22 protein-coding genes are annotated in these 21,284 nt (G+C 67.5%); 10 read left to right on the top strand and 12 right to left on the bottom strand.

Features of this window, described 5'->3' with window-relative positions; genetic code table 11:
* Positions 1-60 precede the first annotated feature (60 nt).
* From AC5JJ2_RS02225 to AC5JJ2_RS02195, 7 genes are all read right to left on the bottom strand, one after another.
* On the bottom strand, positions 61-909 hold the full coding sequence (locus tag AC5JJ2_RS02225; RefSeq protein WP_495856326.1) for an acyltransferase family protein: 849 nt from the start codon (positions 907-909) through the stop codon (positions 61-63).
* A 100-nt stretch (positions 910-1,009) separates the two neighbouring features.
* Entirely contained in the window at positions 1,010-2,032 is a 1,023-nt protein-coding gene (locus tag AC5JJ2_RS02220) for a glycosyltransferase family 2 protein (protein WP_495856325.1), read from the bottom strand.
* Positions 2,032-2,979, bottom strand: a complete 948-nt coding sequence (locus tag AC5JJ2_RS02215; RefSeq protein ID WP_495856324.1) for a glycosyltransferase — start codon at positions 2,977-2,979, stop codon at positions 2,032-2,034. Before AC5JJ2_RS02215 ends, AC5JJ2_RS02220 begins: the two co-directional genes overlap by 1 nt.
* A gap of 9 nt (positions 2,980-2,988) precedes the next feature.
* Complete coding sequence (locus tag AC5JJ2_RS02210) at positions 2,989-3,909, bottom strand: glycosyltransferase (RefSeq protein WP_495856323.1); 921 nt, start codon at positions 3,907-3,909, stop codon at positions 2,989-2,991.
* A 129-nt stretch (positions 3,910-4,038) separates the two neighbouring features.
* Positions 4,039-5,322, bottom strand: a complete 1,284-nt coding sequence (locus AC5JJ2_RS02205; protein WP_495856322.1) for an ABC transporter ATP-binding protein — start codon at positions 5,320-5,322, stop codon at positions 4,039-4,041.
* Positions 5,323-5,470: 148 nt separating this feature from the next.
* Positions 5,471-6,064, bottom strand: coding sequence for a D-sedoheptulose-7-phosphate isomerase (locus AC5JJ2_RS02200; RefSeq protein WP_495856321.1), 594 nt, complete (start codon positions 6,062-6,064; stop codon positions 5,471-5,473).
* A gap of 24 nt (positions 6,065-6,088) precedes the next feature.
* The gene (locus AC5JJ2_RS02195) at positions 6,089-6,976 is read right to left on the bottom strand and encodes an ABC transporter permease (protein ID WP_495856320.1); all 888 of its coding nucleotides are present in this window, start codon (positions 6,974-6,976) and stop codon (positions 6,089-6,091) included.
* A 271-nt stretch (positions 6,977-7,247) separates the two neighbouring features.
* Between AC5JJ2_RS02195 and AC5JJ2_RS02190 the strand changes: the two genes are divergently transcribed.
* The 9 genes from AC5JJ2_RS02190 (at position 7,248) to AC5JJ2_RS02150 (ending at position 15,945) form a co-directional block, all read left to right on the top strand.
* Entirely contained in the window at positions 7,248-9,290 is a 2,043-nt protein-coding gene (locus tag AC5JJ2_RS02190; protein WP_495856319.1) for a WD40 repeat domain-containing protein, read from the top strand.
* 45 nt (positions 9,291-9,335) lie between these two features.
* A complete protein-coding gene (locus tag AC5JJ2_RS02185; RefSeq protein WP_495856318.1) occupies positions 9,336-9,596 on the top strand; it encodes a hypothetical protein in 261 nt (86 codons plus the stop codon).
* Positions 9,577-9,852, top strand: coding sequence for a hypothetical protein (locus AC5JJ2_RS02180; protein ID WP_495856317.1), 276 nt, complete (start codon positions 9,577-9,579; stop codon positions 9,850-9,852). Before AC5JJ2_RS02185 ends, AC5JJ2_RS02180 begins: the two co-directional genes overlap by 20 nt.
* Positions 9,853-9,894: 42 nt before the next feature.
* Complete coding sequence (locus AC5JJ2_RS02175) at positions 9,895-11,127, top strand: LL-diaminopimelate aminotransferase (protein WP_495856316.1); 1,233 nt, start codon at positions 9,895-9,897, stop codon at positions 11,125-11,127.
* A gap of 229 nt (positions 11,128-11,356) precedes the next feature.
* Positions 11,357-12,142 carry a succinate dehydrogenase cytochrome b subunit gene (locus AC5JJ2_RS02170; RefSeq protein WP_495856315.1) on the top strand — a complete coding sequence of 262 codons (786 nt, stop codon included), beginning with the start codon at positions 11,357-11,359 and terminating at the stop codon, positions 12,140-12,142.
* 113 nt (positions 12,143-12,255) lie between these two features.
* Positions 12,256-14,172: a fumarate reductase/succinate dehydrogenase flavoprotein subunit gene (locus tag AC5JJ2_RS02165; RefSeq protein WP_495856406.1), complete on the top strand. Its 1,917-nt coding sequence runs from the start codon at positions 12,256-12,258 to the stop codon at positions 14,170-14,172.
* A complete protein-coding gene (locus AC5JJ2_RS02160) occupies positions 14,169-14,399 on the top strand; it encodes a hypothetical protein (protein WP_495856314.1) in 231 nt (76 codons plus the stop codon). The genes AC5JJ2_RS02165 and AC5JJ2_RS02160 overlap by 4 nt, the downstream gene beginning before the upstream one ends.
* A 140-nt stretch (positions 14,400-14,539) precedes the next feature.
* Positions 14,540-14,992, top strand: a complete 453-nt coding sequence (gene tnpA, locus AC5JJ2_RS02155) for an IS200/IS605 family transposase (protein WP_495856313.1) — start codon at positions 14,540-14,542, stop codon at positions 14,990-14,992.
* Positions 14,993-15,171: 179 nt separating this feature from the next.
* The gene (locus AC5JJ2_RS02150; protein WP_495856312.1) at positions 15,172-15,945 is read left to right on the top strand and encodes a succinate dehydrogenase/fumarate reductase iron-sulfur subunit; all 774 of its coding nucleotides are present in this window, start codon (positions 15,172-15,174) and stop codon (positions 15,943-15,945) included.
* Positions 15,946-15,988: 43 nt separating this feature from the next.
* Here the strand turns inward: AC5JJ2_RS02150 and AC5JJ2_RS02145 are convergent, their stop codons facing one another.
* Positions 15,989-16,975 carry a TIGR02996 domain-containing protein gene (locus AC5JJ2_RS02145; RefSeq protein WP_495856311.1) on the bottom strand — a complete coding sequence of 329 codons (987 nt, stop codon included), beginning with the start codon at positions 16,973-16,975 and terminating at the stop codon, positions 15,989-15,991.
* Positions 16,976-17,059: 84 nt separating this feature from the next.
* On the opposite strand from AC5JJ2_RS02145, the gene AC5JJ2_RS02140 reads away from it, so the two are divergent.
* Positions 17,060-17,848 (top strand): DUF4058 family protein, encoded by a 789-nt coding sequence (locus AC5JJ2_RS02140; protein ID WP_495856310.1) that lies wholly within the window; start codon positions 17,060-17,062, stop codon positions 17,846-17,848.
* A gap of 73 nt (positions 17,849-17,921) precedes the next feature.
* Here AC5JJ2_RS02140 and AC5JJ2_RS02135 read toward each other — a convergent pair whose 3' ends face one another.
* From AC5JJ2_RS02135 to AC5JJ2_RS02120, 4 genes are all read right to left on the bottom strand, one after another.
* Positions 17,922-19,007: an acyltransferase family protein gene (locus AC5JJ2_RS02135; RefSeq protein WP_495856309.1), complete on the bottom strand. Its 1,086-nt coding sequence runs from the start codon at positions 19,005-19,007 to the stop codon at positions 17,922-17,924.
* Between the two features lie 79 nt (positions 19,008-19,086).
* The gene (pyrF, locus tag AC5JJ2_RS02130; protein WP_495856308.1) at positions 19,087-19,914 is read right to left on the bottom strand and encodes an orotidine-5'-phosphate decarboxylase; all 828 of its coding nucleotides are present in this window, start codon (positions 19,912-19,914) and stop codon (positions 19,087-19,089) included.
* Positions 19,911-20,501 carry a Uma2 family endonuclease gene (locus AC5JJ2_RS02125; RefSeq protein ID WP_495856307.1) on the bottom strand — a complete coding sequence of 197 codons (591 nt, stop codon included), beginning with the start codon at positions 20,499-20,501 and terminating at the stop codon, positions 19,911-19,913. The genes pyrF and AC5JJ2_RS02125 overlap by 4 nt, the downstream gene beginning before the upstream one ends.
* Positions 20,498-21,067 (bottom strand): Uma2 family endonuclease, encoded by a 570-nt coding sequence (locus tag AC5JJ2_RS02120; RefSeq protein WP_495856306.1) that lies wholly within the window; start codon positions 21,065-21,067, stop codon positions 20,498-20,500. The genes AC5JJ2_RS02125 and AC5JJ2_RS02120 overlap by 4 nt, the downstream gene beginning before the upstream one ends.
* Positions 21,068-21,284: the final 217 nt, after the last annotated feature.

The raw sequence follows: 21,284 nt of genomic DNA, 5'->3' as shown, positions 1-21,284 counted from the left end.
TGCGCGAGCGCGCGCGCCTCGCCGGGGCCCCCGCCACCCTCGCTCCGTCGCATTCGCGCCCTAGTCGGCAAGCTCACACCCCTCCCTACCCCTCCCCCCCAAGGGGGGAGGGAACAAAGCCGAAGACCGGGTCGCCGCCACGACCCACGTTCCGAAGATCAGCGCCCAGCCGCCGGTCCCCCAGTCGGGCAGCCGCCAGTCCCAGAGCGTGCGGTTCAGCACCGCGACCGCGATCAACGCGACGGACAGCACCGCGAGCGGCTTCGCCGCCCGGCACAGCTTCGCCCACGCCGCCGGGCGGTTGACGGCCAGCCACGCGAGCAGCACGCCGACGCCGCACGGCTCGAACAGGACGTGCGTTTCCGTGATGTGGTAGTTCGGCCGGTGGATGTAGAACCCCGCGACGTGCAACCCGATCAGCACCAGCACCACGCCGACGATCGGCACGATGGCCCACCGGTAGCGGTACGCGAATAAGATCAACGGCGCGATCGCGAGGTAGAAGTGTTCCTCCACGCACAGCGACCATGTCACGCCGAGGAACGGCGGCTTCTCGTAATAGTTCTGCAGAAAGAAGACGTACCGCCAGTCGATCAGTTCCGGCTTCCCCTGGGCCGCGAACTGGGCGAACGTCGCCAACAGGACGGCGTAGTACGCCGGCAGCGTCCGCAGCCAGCGGCGGGCCCAGAAGCGGCGCACATCGACCGTGCCGGTCGCGTTCGCCTCGCGGAACAGCTGCGAGCCGAGCAGCCACCCGCTCAGCACGAAGAAGAGATCGACGCCGCGGCCGCCGACGCTGACGGCGCGGGCGAAGGCCGTGCCGCCGAGGAACGAGTTGCTCAGGTGCGTGGCCAGCACGCCGAGGATGGCGACGGCGCGAAGAACGTCGAGCGTCGGGTTGCGGGCCATAGTAGTAGGCACACTCCGTGTGCCGTCTCGTTCATGCTCCCGGAGAGTTCGCCCGAGTCTCCGCGACCGACAGCAGACGGCACACGGCGTGTGCCTACTACTATTTCAGCTTCCACACGCCGCCGACGAGCGATCGCAGGAACCACAGGCCGGGCCGCCAGCGGGTGCGGTACACCCCGAAGCGGCCGGTCAGCCCGTCGTACAGGCCCTCCAGCACGGCGTTCGCCGCGTCGTGTTGGCCGGCCTCCCGCTCGTGCGCGTACCGGTGGTAGGCGTAGCCGAGGAAGTGGCGGAACCCCGCGACCCGCCCCCGCGCCCCCGGCCGGCGGCCGTGCTTGCGGAGCAGCCGGACGAGGTTGCGGGTGTCGTAGTACCGCTGCAGCCGCTTGCCCTCGCGGGCGAAGCTGCTCGACCCCTTGTGCCACACCAGCGCGTCCGTCACGATGCCGCACTTCGTCACGGTCTGGGCGCGCAGGCACCAGTCGGACTCCTCGTGAATGAGGAAGAACTGCTCGTCCACGAACCCGATCTTCTCGACCACGTCGCGGCGGACCATCAGGCAGCAGCCGTTGACGATGTCGCACTCGACGACCGCGACCGGCTTCTCCGCGTCGTGCGGCACGTCGATCGGCTGGAAGAACCCGTCGCGGTCCGGCCGGTTGAACACGACGCCGGTGGTCTGCACCTTGTCCGGCTCGTCCATGAACAGGATCACCGGGCCGAGCACGCCGAAGTCGGGATGGGCCGTCGCCGCCTCGACCAGCCGGCTCACGAACCGCGGCGGCACGGTCGTGTCGTTGTTCAGCAGGATCACCCACTCGGCCCCGCGAGCGAGGGCGTGCTTGACGCCGAGGTTGTTCCCGCCGGCCCACCCGCCGTTCACCTCACTCCGCACCACGTCGGCCCAGGGGAACTCCAACTGCAGGACCGGGACGGCGTTCTCCTTCGAGGCGTTATCGACGACGACGACGGACAAGGCGTCCGGAATCTCTTCGAGCGACCGCAGGCACTTCCGCGTGTCGTCGAGGCCGTTGAAGTTGACGAGGACGACCCAGAGCTTGTCGTTGCGGGCCGGGCCGCGCGGCGGCAGGGCGGGGATCGGCGATGGCAGCGTGTCGGTCATCACTCGCCGGCGCGGTAGCCGATCTTCTTGGGGTCGCGGCGGGTGAACATCGACCAGTACAGGCCCGCCAGCCGGAGCAGCTTCAATTCACAATAGAACGCGTCGCTGAAGTCTGCGCGGGCCAGGGCCTTGAAATACCCGCCCAGGTGCGGCAACTGTTGCCGCAGGAAGTACCGCGGCAGGCCGAACAACTGCGGGACGTGGCGGTTCTGGTCGCGGAGCAGCTTCAGGTGGTTCGGGCTGCCGCCCCACGTGTAGCTGCGGTAGAACGCCTTCGTACACCGGGTCGCCGGGATGTAGTGCCGCACGACCGCGGCCGGCTGGTACGCGATCCGGACGCCGTGCCGGTGCGCCCGCTGGAACAGGTCGATGTCCTCGCCGCCGGCCATCCGGCCGCTGCCGATGTCCACGCGGTAGGGGCCGATCTTCGCGAGCAGCTCCTTGCGGAACGCCATGTTCACGTTGAACCCGACGACGTGCGGCTCGGTCACGACTCGCGGGTCGCCGCCGAGGTCGATGAGCGCGAACATGCCGCGGAACTTGTCCGCGTACCACGCCGGCGGCTTCCCCGTCTCCCACCACGGCTCGACCTTGCCGAACACGAGCGCCGCGTCGAACCGGGCGAACGCTTCCAGCGTCTCGACGATCCAGTCGGGGTCCGGGAAGGCGTCGTCGTCGGTCCACGCGATCACGTCCCCGCGGGCCTCGGCGACGGCCCGGTTGCGGGCCAGTGAGATGCCCGGTTGCGGCTCGAACGCCCGGCGGATCGGCAGCTGCCCGACGTGCCGGGCGATCACCGCGTCCGTGTCGTCGGTGCTGTTGTTGTTGACGACGAGGACTTCCCAGTCCGCCCCCGGCGGGACGCGGAGCGTCCGCAGGTGCGCGAGCACCCGGTCGAGCATCGCGGCCCGGTTCCAGGTGCAGATTGCGACGGTCACGAACGCCATCGGACGGGTTCAAGGGGTACGGGCTTCGTCCGCGTAGCCGGCCAGCTTCGCCGCCGTTAGATAATGCCCCAGCCACTCCGGGCGGCCGGCCTGGCGGGCGGCCCACGCCCTCAGCCGCGCCTTCCAGCCGCCGAGGACGGCCCACCGCGGGCGGCCGAACAGCGTCGCCGTCGGCGTCGTGCCCTCCAGCCGCACCTGCGTCCGGCCGAGCGCCTCGAAGTACCGCCAGAAGTGCGCGGCCGTCGTGCGGTCCGGCGGAATGTAATGTTGTATTTCCGTCGAGCCGATCCACACACCCGGCACGCCCGCGTTTTGGATCGCGCGGATGACCGACACCTCGTCCGCGCCGATCAGCCCCGTCTTCACCCGGCCGAACTTCGGGTCGAACCGGAACCGCCGCAGCAGGTCCGTGCGGAACCCCATGTTCGCGCCGAACGGCCCTTCGCCGGCCGCGAACGGGCGGACCTCGACGCCGTAGTCTTTCAGGGAGTAAACCGGCGCGAGCAGCCGGAGGTTGTCCTCGATCATGCGGCGGGTGGCCGCCGGAATCTCGTCGGCGAACCACGGCGTAATCCGGCCGCCGAAGTACCCGGCATCGGGGAACTCTCGCGCGACGCGGACGTACTCGGCGATCCAGTTGTCGGAGGCGTTCACGTCGTCGTCCGTCCAGAGGACGAGGTCGCCGCGGGCCTCGTCCACGGCCCGGTTGCGGGCGTGCGAGTGCCCCTGCTTAGTCTCCACGACGTGACGGATCGGCAGGTGTTGCAAATGCCGCTCGGCGACGGCGGCGGTGTCGTCGGTGCAGTTGTTATCGACGAGGACGAGTTCCCACGTCACCCCCGCCGGGACGCGCTGTCGGCGGAGTTCCGCGAGCGTGCGGTCGAGCAGCCGGGCGCGGTTCCAGGTGCAAATGGCGACGGTGACGTGCATGGTTCAAAGAATGGCCCGCAGATGACGCGGACTTCGACGCAGATAAAGAGGATAAATACCAAGAGATGATTTCTTTCTTATCCGGTTTTCATCTGCGTCGAAGTCCGCGTCATCTGCGGGCCATTCTTTTCAGCCCGCGGGCTTCACGCTCTTCCATTCCGTGTCGCACGCGATGACGCCCAGCTCCGTGTTCGTGTACAGGTGGCGGGACCGGTCGTCGCCGACCACGTCATACACCAGCGCGTTCTCCACGAAGTCCACGACCATCTGATTTTCCAGGGCGATCCGCAGCGACACCATGATCGGGTTGCCGGGCCGGATGGCCGCGTTCTTGAACCGGCACTCGAACCCCTGGCGGCCCTTCGTGAGGTGGATCGGCACGTGCGACTCGTCGGTCCAGCCGGTCATCAGCCGCGTGCCGTGGATGGTCTGCACGGCCGCGAACAGGTTCGCGTCCGGCAGGTCGGCGGACGACTCCACGTCCATGTGCAGGATCAGATCGTCGCCGCAGGTGTGGACCGTTACCGGGCGGCCGTCGGCGTCCACGAGGCCGGCCCGAACGAACCGCGCCCGGCCGTCGCCGCTGCGGACCTTGTCCCGTAGGTCGCCGGTCCGGGCGTCCTGGAGCAAGCGGTCGAGGTATCGCTGGGTGACTTCCCCGGCCGGGCCGGACTCGACGAGTTCGCCGCGCTCCAGCATCACCGCCCGCTGGCAGAGGCGGGGGATCTGCTGCATGTTGTGCGTGACGAACAGGATCGTCTTGCCGGACCGCGACAGCTCGACCATGCGGTCGATGCACCGCTTCTGGAAGTTCGCGTCGCCGACGGCGAGAACCTCATCGACGATCAGGATTTCCGGCTCCAGGTGCGCCGCGACGGCGAACGCGAGCCGGACGTACATGCCGGACGAGTACCGCTTCACCGGCGTGTCCAGGAACTTGCCGATCTCCGAGAACTCCACGATCTGGTCGAACTTCGCGTTGATCTCCCGGCGGGTCATGCCGAGGATGCTGCCGTTCATGTAGACGTTCTCGCGGCCGGTCAGCTCCGGGTGGAACCCGGTCCCGACCTCCAGCAGGCTGCCCATCCGGCCGCGGATTTCGATGCGGCCCTTCGTCGGCTCCGTGATCCGCGACAGGAGTTTGAGGAGCGTGGACTTGCCCGCGCCGTTGCGGCCGATGAGGGCGACGGCCTCGCCGGGGTTCACGTCGAACGACACGTCCTTGACGGCCCAGAAGCTGTTCGCCTCGTCCACCGAACCGGGTTGCAGCAGCGAGCGGACCTTGCGGAACGTGCTCTTGGCGAACCGGCGGGCGGTCTCGGTGAGGTTCGGCAGGTCGCCGACCATCATGTTCAGCGTGACGCCGACGGCGTACCGCTTGGAGACGTTCTCGACGCGGAGGGCGGGGTGCATGATTCGTGTTCGGTTCGTCGGACTCAGACTTCCGAAGTCCGGCTTCGACTTCGGAAGTCGATGGGTAACGAGGCGTTGGCCGGCACCGCGAAGGCCGCCGCGACGTTCGACTTCCGAAGTCGAAGCCGGACTTCGGAAGTCTGGGTTTTCACCCCTCGCTCAACCGGCGGTACAAATCGTCCACGACCCAGTGGAAGGCGGCCAGGTGCAGCGTCTCGACGATGCCCATGTCCTTGAGATCGACGTGCAGGCCGTGCTTGGCGAGCCCCCGCAACTTGCCGCCGTCGAACCCGGTGCAGCCGAACGTCGTTAGCCCGTGCCGGTTCGCCCACTCGACGGCCCGCAGCACGTTCGGGCTGTTCCCGCTACCGCTGATCGCGATCAACAAGTCCCCTTCCCCGGCGAGGTTCTTCAACTGCTCCAGGAAGACGCGGTCGAACCCCTCGTCGTTGCCCCACGCCAGGATGTACGGCGTGTTGTCCGTCAGGCTCAGAATCTTGAACCGCTTCTTCGCGTCGTCGTCGAAGTCCTGCTTGCGGAGCGTCCCCTTGCCGATGTCCTCGCAGAAGTGCGACGCGTTCGACCCGCTGCCGCCGTTGCCGATGACGAAGATCATCCGCCCGCGGCGGTAGCAGTCGTACATCAGGTCGGCGAGCCTCGTTACCTCGGCCGGGTCGAGTCGTAGCAGTTCCTCGGCCATCCGCTTCAAGAACGGGCCGGCCGGCATCGTCGCGCCTAGCATTCGGAGGTCCTCTCGATGGGTTCCTTAAATCGTATCCGCGAACGTCCGCTCGACCCGGCGAAAGTAGACCAGCCCGGCCAGCAGCACGGTGACCGCGATCAGCGCCGACATGCCGATCGCGAACCAGACGTGCCCGTCCATCGGCTCGCCGAGGACGAGCGTGCGGAACGTCAGGATGATGCCGTACATCGGGTTCAACGCCAAGAGCTGTTCCGCCCGCGGGCCGACGGCGTGGCGGCCGAGATAGATGCACGGCGTCGCGAACATCCAGAGCTGCACGCCGAAGCTGAGCAGGTAGCGGAAATCCCGCTGCGCCACGATCAGCGCCGCCAGCAGCACGCCGAGGCCGACGGCCAGCATCGCGAGCAGCACGATCACCAACGGCGCGAAGATGACGGTCCACGCCGGGGCGACGCCGGTGTACGCCATCACGACGGCGACGAGGACGAGCGCCACGCCGAAGTCGATCGTCGCGCTGCCGACGTTCGACAGCGGCAGGAGTAATCGCGGGAAGTAGACCTTCGTGACGAGCCGCTCGTTCGCGACGAGGCTGTTCCCGGCGTTGTTGATCGCCGACGCGAAGTACGTCCACGGCAGCACGCCGAGCAGCACGTGCAGGACGTAGTTCGGAATGCCTTCCGCCGTCTTCCCCATCCACCCGATGAACACGACGAACACGAGGACCGTCGCGACCGGCTGGAACAGCGACCACCCGACGCCGAGGATGGTCTGCTTGTACCGCAGCTTCATCTCGCGGAGGATGAGGTAGTACGCGAGTTCGCGGTACCGCCACAGTTCGCCGAGGTCGCCGAGCGCGAACCCGCCGCGGGGTTCGACGACCGTCAGCGGCGGCTCCGGCGGTCCCGGCGGCGGCACGGCCGGACTTTTCGGCTCTTCCAAGGCGACACTCACGCGAACGACCTCACCCGAACGGACCTCGGAATCCTAGTGCTGGAACCGCCCGTCGGCCGAAAAGAAAATGATTCCACGGAATACACTCCCACCCCCGGCCGGAATCATTTCAAAACACCGGAATCATTTTTGAGAACGACGGAAGTTGATTTGAGTTCGTCAGATACGGCCCGAAGCCGCGTCCGGAATCATTTGCCCGCCGTCTGGAATCAATTTCCTCACACCGGGCCGCCTGCGACGTTTCTAATGTAGGCCAACGGAGGTTCACCCGATGCGAACGACGGCCCTGTTCATCGCTGCCCTCACCGGATTCGGCTGCCACCGGGACGCCGCCGTGCCCGACGCGCCGGACCCGGCCGCCCCGCCGACGACGTTGTTGGACTGCCGAACCGACGTGTTCGGCGAGACGCGGCTTCGACATAGCTCGCCGGTCCTGTCCGTGGCGCTCTCGCCGGACGGCAAGGTGCTGGCGACGACGGCCGTGAACGACCCGGTCGTGCGGATTTGGGACGTGGCGACGGCGAAGCTCCTTGGCGAGATCACGTGCGACATCCCGAAGACGGTCGATTTCCGGCTCATCGACTTCGCGACCGCCGACCGGCTCGTCGTGGTCCGACACGAGCGGACGAACCCGCCTCAGCCGCAGGACGACCACTTCGAGATGGCGACCGTCCATCTGAAGACCACCGCCGTCACCCGCTGGGGATGCCGCGACCGCGGCGAGTACACGTCGCCGAAGTTCCGCCTCTCGCCGGACGGGAAGCACGCCGTCGGCATCAACTACAGCGGCCGGCTCGTGGTCTGGGACATCGAAACCGGGCAACAGGTCCGGGAAGTCGCGGTCACCGGGGACGTGCCGTTCGCCGTCTCCCCGGACGGGCGGCGGGTCGCCGTCGTCGAAAAACACCGGGCGGTCCGCATCCTGGCGATCGACGGCCCGGCGGACCCACGGACGTTCCCCGTGGCGGACGTGCCCCGCGGGATCAGTACGCTCGTCTGGACGCGGCCGGACGCGGTCTGCGTCGGCAACTACGACGTGCTGTTGAACCTCGACCCGGACACCGGGGAGGAGACGGCCCGCCAACCGCTGGCGGGGTACGAACGGCCGTGGCCCCGACAGACCGCCGGGACGAGCCTGTTCGCGACCTCGACCGACCGCGGGCCACTGAAGGTGCTGGACCCCAAGACGCTCGCGGTCGGGCCGGTCGCGTTCCCGGTGTCCGAACAACAGGTTCCGGAGCGGATCGTCCACCCGATCGCCGTCGCCCGGAACGGGGCGGTGGTGGCCGCGGCGAACGGGCACGCGGTCCGGTTGTTCGACGCCACGACCGGGCGGTCTGTTCACCCGGACGCTGACGCGCACCCGGTCGCCCCCATCACCCGCGTTCGGTTCTCCACCGATGGCCGCCGGTTCCTGGCGAGCGCGGCGGCCGGGAACCAGACGTGGGACTTCACCGGGCGGGCGGTGTTGAGTTCTTCGCCGCCGACCGCCCATGTTTTTGACGCCTACATCCCACGGACAATTCCGTTCTCTCCGAGTGGCCGCCGGCTGGCGACTTTCACCTCCGCGACGAGCCGCGTCGTCATTCTGGACGCCGACACGCGACAGGAACTCGCCCGGCAGCCGGACGGCGGGCCGCACGGCTACCTCAAGCCGTTGGACTTCCTGGACGACGACACGCTGCTGGCCGTCTTCCAGGGGGACAGGGTCGGGCGGCTCGTCGCGATCCGGTACCGCGACTGGGACGTGACGGAACTGACGGACTGGGTCCTCCCCCACGGGTTCCGGGCGGCGGACGGCGGGTCGAAGCAACTGGCGATGTCCGGCCCGAAGCTGGTCGTGTGGAACGGGTGGGACGAGGCGAAGGCCGTCGAGGTGGACAATCATTTGCCGCGGTTGGAGCCGCGGTGCGGGTCTTCGCCGCCGCCGTATGCGATCCCGATGCGGTTTGGGCCGGGCGGCCGGCAGCTGCTCACGTGGGACGCCGGGTACGTGCTGTGGGACCTCGGCCCGAAGCCGACGAAGGTGGCGACGTTCCCCACCGGCCGGGGCGGGGAGTGGTACGCCCAGGACGCGGCGTTCTCGCCGGACGGCCGCCGGCTGGTCGGCGTGACCCACGCCGCCCACGGCCCGTCGTCGGTGTGCGCCTGGGACACGCGGTCCGGGGAGGTCGTGTTCCGGTTCGCGCCGCCCGGCGGGGCCGTGAGCTGCGAGTTCACGCCGGACGGGTCGCGGCTGCTCGTCGCTCAGGCCGACACCCGGTTCGGCGTCTGGGACTGGGCGAAGCTGGAGGCGTTCCTGACGAAGCCGTGACGCCGCCGGCGTGGTACAATTCCCACGGGTCCAGGAGACGAACCGATGAGCACCGTGATTGTCGATCGCGCCATGCGGGACAAGTTGTTCGCGGCGACCGGTGAGGTCGAGATTCGCGACGAGGCGGGCGAGCTGATCGGCGTGTTGAAGAAGACGCCGAAGTTCGACCCCTACGCCAACGTCGATTGGCCGTCCGACGAAGAGATCGAGCGCCGGTTGCGGGAAGGCCGCAGCTACACGGCCGAAGAGGTGATGGACCATCTCCGCAAGTTGGAGGACGGCCTCAATGGTCGTGAAGTGGCGTAGTACCGCACTCGATCGCCTCGCGGCCATCTACACGGCCGAGCCGACGCCGGATCGCCGCGAGTTCATCTTCGAGACGGCCCACGCGATTAACCTCCGGCTCGCGGACGAAGCCGAGTCGCTCGGCGAGTCGCGCGGGCCGAACGGCCGCATTTGGTTCCACTACCCGCTCGTCGTGGGGTTCACGCTGCCGTCCGGCGGCGGGGTCGTGGTGTTCCACGTCGAGCGGCTGAAAGACAACTCGCAAAACGCCTCCTAGAACAATCGCACGTCGATTCCCTCCTCCACAGGTTGCTCCGCAATGGCCGCCGACCCCTGGTTCCAATCGCTGTTCGCCGACCGCATCGGCGGGGCGAACTACGGCAAGTCGAACGAAATCTACAAGTTCGAGAAGATCAAGCGGGCCAAGCGGAAGGCCCTCGCCGACCACCCGGACCGCAAGCTCCTCGACTTCGGCATCGGCGAGAACGATGACATGGCCGACGAATCGGTACGTGCGTCGCTGAAGGCGGAGGCGGACAAGGTCGAGAACCGCGGGTACGCGGACAACGGCATCCAGAACTACAAGGACGCGGCCGCCGAGTTCATGAAGCGGCAGTTCGGCGTCACCCTCGACCCCGTTACCGAGGTCTGTCACTGCATCGGGTCGAAGCCGGCCTACGCCATGCTCCCGGCGTGCTTCATCAACCCCGGCGACGTCACGCTCATGACCGTCCCCGGCTACCCGGTCGCCGGGACGTGGACGCGCTACCTCGGCGGCGAAGTCCACCGGCTGCCGTTGAAGAAGGAGAACGGCTTCTTCCCGGACCTGGCCGGCGTCCCGGCGGACGTGCGGAAGCGGGCGAAGCTGCTCGTCATCAACTACCCGAACAGCCCGACCGGGGCGGTCGCGACGAGGGACTTCTACAAGCGGGTGATCGACTTCGCGCACACGAACCAGGTCGTCGTCGTGCAGGACGCCGCGCACATCTGCCTCAGCTACCAGGGCGAGCCGCTGAGCTTCCTGCAGGTAGAGGGAGCGAAGGAGGTCGGCGTCGAAGTTCATTCCATGTCGAAGGGGTTCAACATGATCGGCTGGCGGCTCGGGTTCGTGTGCGGCCACCCGAAGGTCGTCCAAGCCTACGCGGACGTGAAGGACAACAGTGACAGCGGCCAGTTCATGGCGATCCAGCACGCGGCCGCGGCGGCGCTGCGGAACCCGGCCATCCCGGTCGCGGTGAAGGCGAAGTACGAGCGGCGGCTGCGGAAGCTGGTCGCGGCGCTGAAGGCCGTCGGGTTCCAGTGCGAGATGCCGGGCGGCACGTACTTCCTGTACACGGCCGCGCCGAAGGCGGCGGGCGGCCGCACGTTCGCGAGCGCGGAGGAGGCGAGCCAGTACCTGATCCACGAGCAAAGTGTGTGCTGCGTGCCGTGGGACGACGCCGGGGCGTACCTGCGGTTCAGCGTGACGTACCTCGCGAAGGACGAGGCCGAGGAGGACGCGCTCATGGCCGAGACGACGACCCGGCTCAAGGGGATGAAGCTGACGTTCTGAGTTACGTCCGTCATGACCCGGACCAATGCAAAAGTCGAAATGAAAAATGCAAAACGAAGCCGGGTTTTCGTTTTGCATTTTTCATTTCGACTTTTGCATTGGTCCGGTCAATCCGTCCGACATGCCAGAATCCGAGCACGCTCCAATTTCGGCGGGTGGGCTTTCCCGCCCCGCGCGGCTAAGATGACAGCAAACACGCATTCCCACCACTCACGGCCCGTCCCGCGATATGAGTGCCACCTCCGCGATCAACCCCAAAGGCCCGCGACTGAACTCCCCGACCGGCAACCCCGTCGCGTGGGTCATGGACTACCTCGGGTCCACCGTCGGGCAGAAAATTCTCGTCGCGATCACCGGCGGGTCGCTCGTCGTGTTCGTCTTCTTCCACATGGTCGGCAACCTGAAGATGTTCGCCGGCCCGGAGAGCATCAACAAGTACGCCTACTTCCTGAAGCACGACCTCGGCGTCCTCATCTGGGTCGCGCGGGCCGGGCTGCTCGGCGGGTTCCTGCTGCACGTCCTCGTTGCCGTGTGGCTGAAGGGCCGCGCCGCAGCCGCCCGGCCGGTCGGGTACGCCTACGCCGCGTCCGCCCAGGCCACGCCGCAGTCGAGGACGATGCTCCAGACCGGTCTCGTGATCGGGCTGTTCGTGATCTTCCACCTCGGCCACTACACGTTCGGCGTCGTCCACGACGTGCGGTCGCCGGACGGCAAAGGGGCGACGAACTACCTCGACCTGACGTACCCGATGCCGGACGGCAAGGTCGTCCACAACGTCTACGCGATGGTCGTCAGCGGGTTCACGACGCCGTGGATATCTGCCATCTACCTCGTCTGCCAGGTGGTGTTATTCGTCCACCTGAGTCACGGTATTCAGAGTGCGTTCCAGACGCTCGGCCTGGTGAACCGCCGGTTCGTCAAGGTCGCCCGGCTGCTCGGCTACCTGGTCGCGGGGACGATCCTGGTCGGGAACTGCGCCATCGTCGTAGCCGTGTGGGGCGGGTGGGTAAAATAATTCATCGGCCGCGGATGAACGCAGAACCCACGGATCAAATCCGAGAAATGGCTTTGTTCCGATCTGTTTTCATCCGTGCCGATCTGTGGCCAATTTTTGAAGAGCGAACCATGATTCAACTCGATTCCAAAGTGCCGTCGGGGTCGGTCCCGGAGAAGTGGTCGAACTTCAAGAAGACGCAGCGGCTCATCAACCCGGCGAACAAGCGGAAGTACACCGTCATCGTCGTCGGGACCGGCCTCGCCGGGGCGAGCGCGTCGGCGTCGCTGGCGGAACTCGGCTACCACGTCCAGACGTTCTGCTTCCACGACAGCCCGCGGCGGGCGCACAGCATCGCCGCCCAGGGCGGGATCAACGCGGCCAAGAATTACCGCAACGACGGCGACAGCGTCTGGCGGCTGTTCTACGACACGATCAAGGGCGGCGACTTCCGCGCCCGCGAGGCGAACGTGCATCGCCTCGCGGAAGTGTCCGTCAACATCATCGACCAGTGCGTGGCCCAGGGCGTGCCGTTCGCCCGCGAGTACGGCGGCCTGCTCGACACCCGCAGCTTCGGCGGGGCGCAACTCCAGCGGACGTTCTACTGCCGCGGGCAGACCGGCCAGCAGCTGCTCCTCGGCGCGTACCAGGCGCTCGCCCGGCAGATCGCCTACGGCAACGTGACGATGTTCCCCCGCACGGAGATGCTCGACCTCGTCGTCGCGGACGGCCGGGCGAAGGGGATCGTCGTGCGGAACCTCATCAGTGGCGAGGTGAAGTCCTACGCCGCGGACGCCGTGGTCCTCGCCACCGGCGGGTACTCGAACGCCTTCTACCTGAGCACGAACGCCATCGGGTGCAACGTCACGGCGACGTGGCGGGCGTACAAGCGGGGGGCGGCGTTCGCCAACCCGTGCTACACGCAAATCCACCCGACGTGCATCCCGGTCAGCGGCGACCACCAGTCGAAGCTGACGCTCATGAGCGAGAGCCTCCGCAACGACGGCCGCGTCTGGGTCCCGAAGAAGGCATCCGACATCGGCAAGCACCCGACCGACATCCCGGAGGCCGACCGCGACTACTACCTCGAACGCAAGTACCCGAGCTTCGGCAACCTCGCGCCGCGGGACATCTCCAGCCGGGCGGCGAAGGAGGCGTGCGACGACGGCCGCGGCGTCGGCCCCGGCGGCCGCGGCGTCTACCTCGACTTCGGCACCGCCATCTCCCGGCTCGGCAAGGCGAAGATCGCCGAGCGGTACGGCAACCTGTTCGACATGTACCAGCGGATCACCGGCGAGAACGGGTACGAGCGGCCGATGCGGATTTACCCGGCCTTGCACTACACGATGGGCGGCCTGTGGGTGAACTACGAGCTGATGTCCAACGTGCCCGGCCTGTTCGTCATCGGCGAGGCGAACTTCTCCGACCACGGGGCGAACCGGCTCGGCGCGTCGGCGCTCATGCAGGGCCTCGCGGACGGCTACTTCGTGCTGCCGTACACGCTCACCCACTGGCTGGCCGGCGAGAAACCGGGCACGCTGCCGACGGACCACCCGGAGTTCAAGCGGACGGAGGCGGAGGTGACGGACCGCCTCAACAAGCTGCTCGCGGCGAAGGGGAAGAAGACGGCCGGCGAGTACCACCGCGAGTCCGGCAAGATTCTGTGGGACAACGTGGGCATGGCCCGCACGAAGAAGAGCTGCGAGGCGGCGATCCAGCAGCTGCGGCAGTTGCAACTGGAGTACCTGCACAACCTGACCGTGACCGGGTCCGGCAGCGAGCTGAACGTGGCCCTGGAGCGGGCGAACCGCGTCTGGGACTTCCTGGAGTTCGGCCAACTCTTGGCGAAGGACGCGCTCGAACGAGAGGAGTCGTGCGGCGGCCACTTCCGGGAGGAGCACCAGTACCCGGACGGCGAGGCGAAGCGGGACGACGAGAAGTTCAGCCACGTCGCGGCGTGGAGCTACGGCGGCCCGGACGCCGCCCCGGCCCGCAACGTCGAGCCGTTGACGTGGGACGCGGTGCATCCGAGCGTGCGGAGCTACAAGTGAGCGACCCGGTTCGGTTGGAACTCACCCGCGACGAAGCACTCGTCCTCTTCGAGTATCTGACCCGGACAGACGAAGAGGATGCGTTGACGTTCGTGGACCAAGCGGAACAACGGGCGTTGTGGAATCTGGAGAGTTTGCTTCAGAAGCAGTTGCGTGAGCTGTTCGATCCACGTTACGGCGAACTGTTGAAAGCGGCCCGTGAACGGCTACGTGATCCGGCGGATTGAGGCGGCCGGGTGGTTTTCGACGCCGCCGGCGTCGTTCCCGCAGCCCAGGGTTGAGCGAGGCTTTGCGAGCGACACCCTGGGACACAACGTCCCACACACGGTTCACGACCCCAAAGGGGTCGTTCAGAGTTGATCCGACAATGCCTCAATCCTTCGGAGCCGTCTACCTCCACACGATCTTCTCGACCAAACATCGAGAGCCGACGATCCTCGACCCGTGGCGCGAAGAACTGTTCCAGGTCCTCGGCGGCATCGCGAACAACACGAACTGTCAGTCCCTGATCGTCGGAGGAGTTGCGGACCATGTGCACATGCTGTTTCGGATGTCGAGAACGCATTCGATCGCGGATGTGATGGCCGCGGTAAAGAAGCAATCCTCCGCCTGGATTCACCAACATCACCCCGGCAATCCCGAGTTCCATTGGCAAGCCGGCTACGGAGCCTTTTCCGTGAGTTCGACGAGCATCGAGATCGTCCGCGAGTACGTCCGGAATCAGCCGGAGCATCACACGAAGCAAACGTTCCAGGACGAGTACCTCGAGTGGCTCCGGAAGTACGGCATGACGTGGGACGAGCGATACGTCTGGGATTGAACCGGCGTGAACGACACCTTCGGTGTCGATTGATTCCCGGCGACCGACGCGTACCCAGGGTGTCGCTCGCAAAGCCTCGCTCAACCCTGGGCTGCGGGAACGACGCCGGCGGCGTCGAAAACACCAACCAGTTACGCCCGGCAAAGCGATTTCACCATACCCCATACCCGATAGCACCCATGAAATTCACCCTGCACATCTGGCGGCAACCCGGCCCGAACGCCCGCGGGCAGATGGTCACCTACTTCGTGGACGGCGTCGCCCCGGACACGTCGTTCCTCGAGATGATCGACATCTTGAACGAACGCCTGCTCAAGGACGGGATCGAGCCGGTCGCGTTCGACCACGACTGCCGCGAAGGCATCTGCGGGTCGTGCGCGATGATGGTCAACGGCCTCGCCCACGGCCCGGAGCGCGGGGCGACGACGTGCCAGCTGCACATGCGGAGCTTCCGCGACGGCGACCACATCTACGTCGAGCCGTGGCGGGCGAAGGCGTTCCCGGTCGTCCGCGACCTGGTCGTGGACCGCTCCGCGTTCGACCGGATCGTGCAGAGCGGCGGGTACGTGAACGTTAACACCGGCGGCGCGCCGGACGGGAACAGCCTGCCGATCCCGAAGGCGGACGCGGACAAGGCGATGGACGCGGCCCAGTGCATCGGGTGCGGGGCGTGCGCGGCGGCCTGCCCGAACGCGTCGGCGATGCTGTTCGTGGCGGCGAAGGCCGGCCACCTGGGGGCGATGCCGCAGGGCCGGGCGGAGCAGAGCGAGCGGGTGAAGCGGATGGTGGCGACGCACGACCGGGAGGGGTTCGGGCACTGCACGTTCATCGGCGAGTGCGAGGCGGCGTGCCCGAAGGAGATCAGCACGGAGTTCATCAGCGGGCTGAACCGCGACTACATCGCCAGCGCCGTGAAGGCCGCCGTCAAGGGCGAGGCGAAGGGCGGGTTCTAGCTCTCGCAGGGTGGGCCTCGAAGACTCGGCACCACCCTGCGAACTACGTCCTGTAGCGTCGCGGTGTTCCGACCCCGCCGCGATGCGGGTATTGGCAGAAGCCCTGCTTCGGTGAAGGCAACCCGCGGACGCACTCGCGGGAACAAGCGTTCACAAGCAGGGGCATGTCGTCGGTCGCCACCCGCAAGGTGATCCAAACGCGGTGTTCTTGTCGGTTTTCAAACGGCCGACGACAGACGCTACACGGCCGCACCGCCGGCCGGGTCAAGCACGTCAGCGCGAACGCGGCCGGTTGCTCGACCGGGGGCAGTTCCGCGAACGGCGGGTGGTACTTTCGGTTCCCGTAAAGTGCCCGCGTGCTCATCCGACTGCGCTTCAGATTCTGACAGTGTGTGATCTCGTGCGGATACCAGTGAAGTCGGTACGAAGTGTACGGGTCGAATTCTTCCAGGCCGTCCATTTCGCCGATCTCGGCCGGAATGCGAACGAGCGAGCTGCCGTACAGGTTCAGAACCTTCACGGCCTTTAACCGACGGACGGTCGGTGGCAACGTGACGATAAACCGCCGCTGATCGAACGGCATGTCGGTCAGGGGGGCGAACCGCTCCCGCCCGTCCTTCTCAGCCTGATCGACCAGATCACACAGCCGCTTCCAGGCATCGCATTCGGTGTCCTGGGCTTCGTGGTGAAGCGACAGTTTGTGCCACTTCCGGGCCGGGTCGTAGATGGGTTCAAAACAGTCACACGGAACCCGCACGTCCGGGCCGGGAGGGCCGAACAAGTGGGATCGTTCCGGTTCGACAACGCGAAGCCAATCGGCAGAAAGGTCTTTCCTCAGCAGGCTGAGTTCGGCTTCCGCCGTCGCCCTTCGCGGGTCGTCCGGCACGACGCGGCGCAACTCGACGTGTCCGCGGACGAACCGGTGCTTGTCGTCCCCCCGTTCCTCCAGCCAGTCGGCGTACACCAGCCGCGGTACGTCGTCGTGCGGCTCGGCCCGGATCGCGTTCAGCAGCGCCTGCTCCGTGGACATGCGGCCCCTCTCGACTTCTGTTCGCACGCGGCCGTCGGTAGAATCTCGACAACTCCCGGCCGGTCGTCAACCTCGGAGCCGCTCATGCCGTCCCCGTTCCCCGGAATGGACCCGTACCTCGAAGACCCGGCCCACTGGCCGGACGTCCATCACGAACTGATTTCGTGCATCCGCGAACACCTCAGTGCTCTGATTCGGCCACGGTACGTCGCGCGGGTGGAAGAACGCACGTATTTCCCCGAACCCGACGACCCGGCCGTGACGTTGTTCATCCCGGACGTTCGGGTCGAGCACACCGGCCGGCGCGGGGTCAAGTCCACCAGCACGACAGCAACAATTACCGCCCCCATCGAAACCATCACGATGCTCGACGGTGAATTCCGGGAAGCCCGCGTCGAGATCGTCGAAGTTGCGAGCCGGCAGGTCGTGACCGTGATCGAGGTCGTCAGCCCCAGCAACAAGGTCGTCGGCTCGGCCGGGCGGCGGAGTTTCGTCGCGAAGCGGCTCGAAATCATGAACTCGCCGGCCCACTGGGTCGAAATCGACCTGCTCCGCGGCGACACGTCGCTGGACCCGCTCGTCCTCAACCGCCTCCGGCCGCACGATTACTACGTCCACGCCTCGAAGGCCGAGGAGCGGCCGCGCGGAAAGGTCTGGCTGATTCCCCTCGAACAGCCGCTGCCGACGGTCGGCGTCCCGCTCCGGTCGCCGGACGCCGACGCGCCGCTCGACTTGCAGAGCGTCCTCGCGACGGCCTACGACCGGGCCGGCTACGACCTGACCATCGACTACCGCCGGCCGCCGGTCCCGCCGCTGTCGAAGGCCCAGGCGAAGTGGGCGAAGACGCTGTTCGGCAAGGGGCAACGGAAGTAGCTGGCCGCCTTCCGTGGGGTAAGTTTGTACCTTGCCCGGAGGCAGACGGGCAAGGTACAAACTTACCCCACGGTTACGCCGCCCGGCGGACTTCCATCGTCGGTTCCGCTTCGACCAGCTTCAGCCGCGGCTTCCGCCGCCACGTCAGCAGCGGCCGCTCGACGGCGACGTGAACCAGCCACCCGACGCCGACGGCCGCAGCGAACTGGGCCGCCGTCTGCGCCGCCTGCTCGGCGAGGGTCAACGTCACGGCATACGCCCCGGCGAACTGGAAGCCCCACAGCACGGCGATGTGGATCAGATAGATCGAGTACGACGCATCGCCGACCGGCCGCAGCCACGCCGGGAGCGTCGTGCGGCCGGCCGTCTCGCGGGCAGCCAGCCCGTGGACGAGCAGCACCGCCGGGACGCCGAACGCCAACGCCCGCTGCCACGCGGGACCGGCCGCGGTGTCCAGCACGCCGCCGACGTTCAGCCCGGCCACGACCGCGAACGCCGCCGCGCCCACGCCGAGAATCGCGGTCGCCCCTCGGGGGCCGTATCGGTTCAGGGCGAAGGCGCTGGCGCAGCCGCACAAGAATTCGAGCGTGTACGGCGACAGCGGCATCCACCACAGGCCGACCGGCCGCACGGCGAACGAACACACGGCCGTCGCCGCGAACCACCCGGCGAACAGCACCGCCCCGGCCCGCCGCGGCACGACGAAGAAGACGCCGAACAGCGCGTAGAACATCACCTCGTAGCTCAGCGTCCACGCCTGCGGGATGACGAAGTTCGCCGCCGGCCGCGGCACGAGGAGCAGATGCCAGAGCGCCTCACGGAAGTAGCCGGGGAAGTAGCAGCGGTCGAAGACCCAGTGGAATAGCCCGGCGACGGCGACGAAGCAGACGGCGTAGGTCGGGTAGATTCGCCAGGCCCGCTTGACCAGGTAGGGCCGCAACTCCGCCGGGCGGCCGAGCTTCGTGCGGTGGGCGTGGAAGATGATGAACCCGGACAGGACGAAGAAGATGTCCACGCCGGCGTACCCGAACCGCTCGGCGGCCCGGACGCCGGAATAGGCCCACGCGGACGTGCGCTCCAGCCCGCCGAGGTGGCCGAGGACCACGAGCAGGCACGCGGCCCCCCGCAGGGCCTGCAGGTCGCGCAGACTTCCCCCCATGACCGCCCCCCAATCGAGGAGCGGCCGTACCCGTGCGGCCGCGGCGTGTCAAGCCGCGTGTCGAACCCGCGACCGGCCGTCACGGTTTCAATTCTTCTTGCGCCTTCCTCGCCGCGGCCACGATCTTGGCTTCCCAGTCGCGGTCGTCCGGATGGAACGGGAACGTCACGCCGCGGGAGCTGTTCACGACCGCGCCGAGGCCGTCGGGCCGGTAGCCCGCCTTCACGTCCGCGGCCGTGCCGCCCTGCGCGCCGTAGCCGGGGATGAGCAGCCAGACGTTCGGCATCGCCGCCCGCAGCTCGCGGAGTTCGGCCGGGTGCGTCGCCCCGACGACCGCCCCCACGTCGCCGCGGCCGGCGTCCCAACTCACGACCGCCTCCGCGACGTGCCGGTAGAGCGGCCGGCCGTCGCAGACTAAATCTTGGAACAGCCCCGCGCCGGGGTTGCTGGTGCGAACCAGGACGAAAATGCCGCGGCCACTTTTTCGCGCGGTCGTAACGAACGGCTCGACGGCGTCGCGGCCGAGGTACGGGTTGACGGTCAGCGCGTCGACGTCCCACGGCGGGCCGAACGCCGCCTCCGCGTAGGCCGTCGCCGTGCTCGCGATGTCGCCCCGCTTCGCGTCGAGGATCGTGACGAACCCCATCTCCTTCGCGCGCTTCAGAATCGCTACCATCGCCGCGAACCCGTCCGGGCCGAGTTGCTCGAAGAACGCCGCCTGCGGCTTCACGACGCCGGCGAACGGCGCGACGAGGTCCAGCACGCGGAGGCCGAACGCCTCGTAGGCTTTGGCCGGCGGCAGGTCGCGGAAGGCGGCGGGGAGGGATTCGAGCCGCGGGTCGATGCCGACGCACAGCGGCCCCTTGCGGCGGACGGCCTCGGCGAGCCGGTCGGTGAACGGTGTCATGCCGGTGTTGTAGCGATTCCCGGCAGCAGGTCGGCGACGCGGACGGCCGCCGTCGGCGCGGCCAGCGGGGCGACGGAATCCTCGGGGCCGAAGGCCGCCCGCGTGCGGTACGCCCTCCCGCCGTCCGGGATCGGCGCGGGGTCGCGGAAGACGTGCAACTGCCGGTTGGCGAGGTCGAGTACCCAGTAGTCGGCCACGTCCGCGGTGGCGTAGAGTTCGGCCTTCGTCGTGGTGTCGCGGTCGAGCGTGGCGTCGGCCACTTCCACGATGAGCAGGGCCGTCGTCGGGTGGTCCGTGTAGTCCTCGAACCGGCCCGGCACGACCGTCACGTCCGGCTGCGGGTCGGAGTCGTCCGTCGGAATCGGGTTCCCCTGGTTGATCCACGCGACGCCCTTGAAGACCTCCGCGAGGAGGTCGGCCGTCTTCTTCGAGCCGACTACGTGCGGCCATCCGACGGGACTCATTTCTACGATCTCCCCGCGGATCCGCTCGACCCGCTTGCCGTCGAAGTACCCGAGCCGGCCGAGCTGGTAGTACTGCTCGCGGGTGAACCGGAACGGCTGCCACGGCATTCGCTTGGCGGTCATGGCAGCAGCTCCAAGACGCGGACCGTGGCCGTCGGCATCGCGAGCGGCGAAACCGTGTCATTCGCGGTGAACGTCAGCCGCTGGCGGTACGCGCTCCCACCGTCGGGGATCGGCGCGGGGTCGCGGAAGACGAGCAACTGGCGGTTCTCCAAATCCAGCACCCAGTAGTCGGCGAGGCCCGCGGTCGCGTACAGTTCCGCCTTCGTCGTGGTGTCGTAGGCCAGGGAAGTCTCGGCTACTTCCACGACGAGCAGGGCTTGCGACGGGTGGAAGGTATAGTCCCGCGGCTTCCCTGGGTACACCGCCACGTCCGGTTCGGGATCGGAATCGACGAGCGTGATCGGACTTTGCACACTCACCCACGAGGTCGTGTGGAAGATCAGGCGAAGGGCGTCGGCCGTCAACTGAGTGGCGAGGAAGTGATTCCATCCCATCGGACTCATTTCGACGATCTCCCCGTGGATCCGTTCGACGCGACGCCCCTGGAAGAAGTCGAGTTCGCCGAGCCGGTAGTACTGCTCGCGGCTGAAGCGGAACGGTCGGTTGGACGCACGCGCGGTCGTCATCGTTGGCCCTCCGGCCGGATTGTACCCTCACGACTTGCCGAGTACCAGATCGACGATGCCACGGCCGCGGCACGGCGAACGGCACGGCGTCAGCGTGCCGGTGAGACACCCAGGCGCACCACCGGCACGCTGACGCCGTGCCGTTCGCCTACTGCTTGCCCAGCACGAGATCGACGACCCAGCACCCGAGGACGTGGGCCTGCTGCGGATCGCGGCA

The sequence above is a fragment of the Limnoglobus sp. genome (genome assembly GCF_059499385.1).
The sequence above is the reverse complement of the archived record's forward strand: the minus strand, read 5'-3'. Positions and strand labels throughout refer to the sequence as shown.

Excerpts from the sequence above, each read along its gene's own strand:
- AC5JJ2_RS02150 (WP_495856312.1), top strand. The coding sequence starts at position 15,172 with ATGAAATTCACCCTGCACATCTGGCGGCAACCCGGCCCGAACGCCCGC.
- AC5JJ2_RS02190 (WP_495856319.1), top strand. The coding sequence starts at position 7,248 with ATGCGAACGACGGCCCTGTTCATCGCTGCCCTCACCGGATTCGGCTGC.
- AC5JJ2_RS02180 (WP_495856317.1), top strand. The coding sequence starts at position 9,577 with ATGGTCGTGAAGTGGCGTAGTACCGCACTCGATCGCCTCGCGGCCATC.
- AC5JJ2_RS02135 (WP_495856309.1), bottom strand. The coding sequence starts at position 19,007 with ATGGGGGGAAGTCTGCGCGACCTGCAGGCCCTGCGGGGGGCCGCGTGC.
- AC5JJ2_RS02220 (WP_495856325.1), bottom strand. The coding sequence starts at position 2,032 with ATGACCGACACGCTGCCATCGCCGATCCCCGCCCTGCCGCCGCGCGGC.
- AC5JJ2_RS02225 (WP_495856326.1), bottom strand. The coding sequence starts at position 909 with ATGGCCCGCAACCCGACGCTCGACGTTCTTCGCGCCGTCGCCATCCTC.
- pyrF (WP_495856308.1), bottom strand. The coding sequence starts at position 19,914 with ATGACACCGTTCACCGACCGGCTCGCCGAGGCCGTCCGCCGCAAGGGG.
- AC5JJ2_RS02175 (WP_495856316.1), top strand. The coding sequence starts at position 9,895 with ATGGCCGCCGACCCCTGGTTCCAATCGCTGTTCGCCGACCGCATCGGC.
- AC5JJ2_RS02215 (WP_495856324.1), bottom strand. The coding sequence starts at position 2,979 with ATGGCGTTCGTGACCGTCGCAATCTGCACCTGGAACCGGGCCGCGATG.
- AC5JJ2_RS02120 (WP_495856306.1), bottom strand. The coding sequence starts at position 21,067 with ATGACGACCGCGCGTGCGTCCAACCGACCGTTCCGCTTCAGCCGCGAG.
- AC5JJ2_RS02170 (WP_495856315.1), top strand. The coding sequence starts at position 11,357 with ATGAGTGCCACCTCCGCGATCAACCCCAAAGGCCCGCGACTGAACTCC.
- AC5JJ2_RS02185 (WP_495856318.1), top strand. The coding sequence starts at position 9,336 with ATGAGCACCGTGATTGTCGATCGCGCCATGCGGGACAAGTTGTTCGCG.
- AC5JJ2_RS02210 (WP_495856323.1), bottom strand. The coding sequence starts at position 3,909 with ATGCACGTCACCGTCGCCATTTGCACCTGGAACCGCGCCCGGCTGCTC.
- AC5JJ2_RS02140 (WP_495856310.1), top strand. The coding sequence starts at position 17,060 with ATGCCGTCCCCGTTCCCCGGAATGGACCCGTACCTCGAAGACCCGGCC.
- AC5JJ2_RS02145 (WP_495856311.1), bottom strand. The coding sequence starts at position 16,975 with ATGTCCACGGAGCAGGCGCTGCTGAACGCGATCCGGGCCGAGCCGCAC.
- AC5JJ2_RS02205 (WP_495856322.1), bottom strand. The coding sequence starts at position 5,322 with ATGCACCCCGCCCTCCGCGTCGAGAACGTCTCCAAGCGGTACGCCGTC.
- AC5JJ2_RS02200 (WP_495856321.1), bottom strand. The coding sequence starts at position 6,064 with ATGCTAGGCGCGACGATGCCGGCCGGCCCGTTCTTGAAGCGGATGGCC.
- tnpA (WP_495856313.1), top strand. The coding sequence starts at position 14,540 with ATGCCTCAATCCTTCGGAGCCGTCTACCTCCACACGATCTTCTCGACC.
- AC5JJ2_RS02125 (WP_495856307.1), bottom strand. The coding sequence starts at position 20,501 with ATGACCGCCAAGCGAATGCCGTGGCAGCCGTTCCGGTTCACCCGCGAG.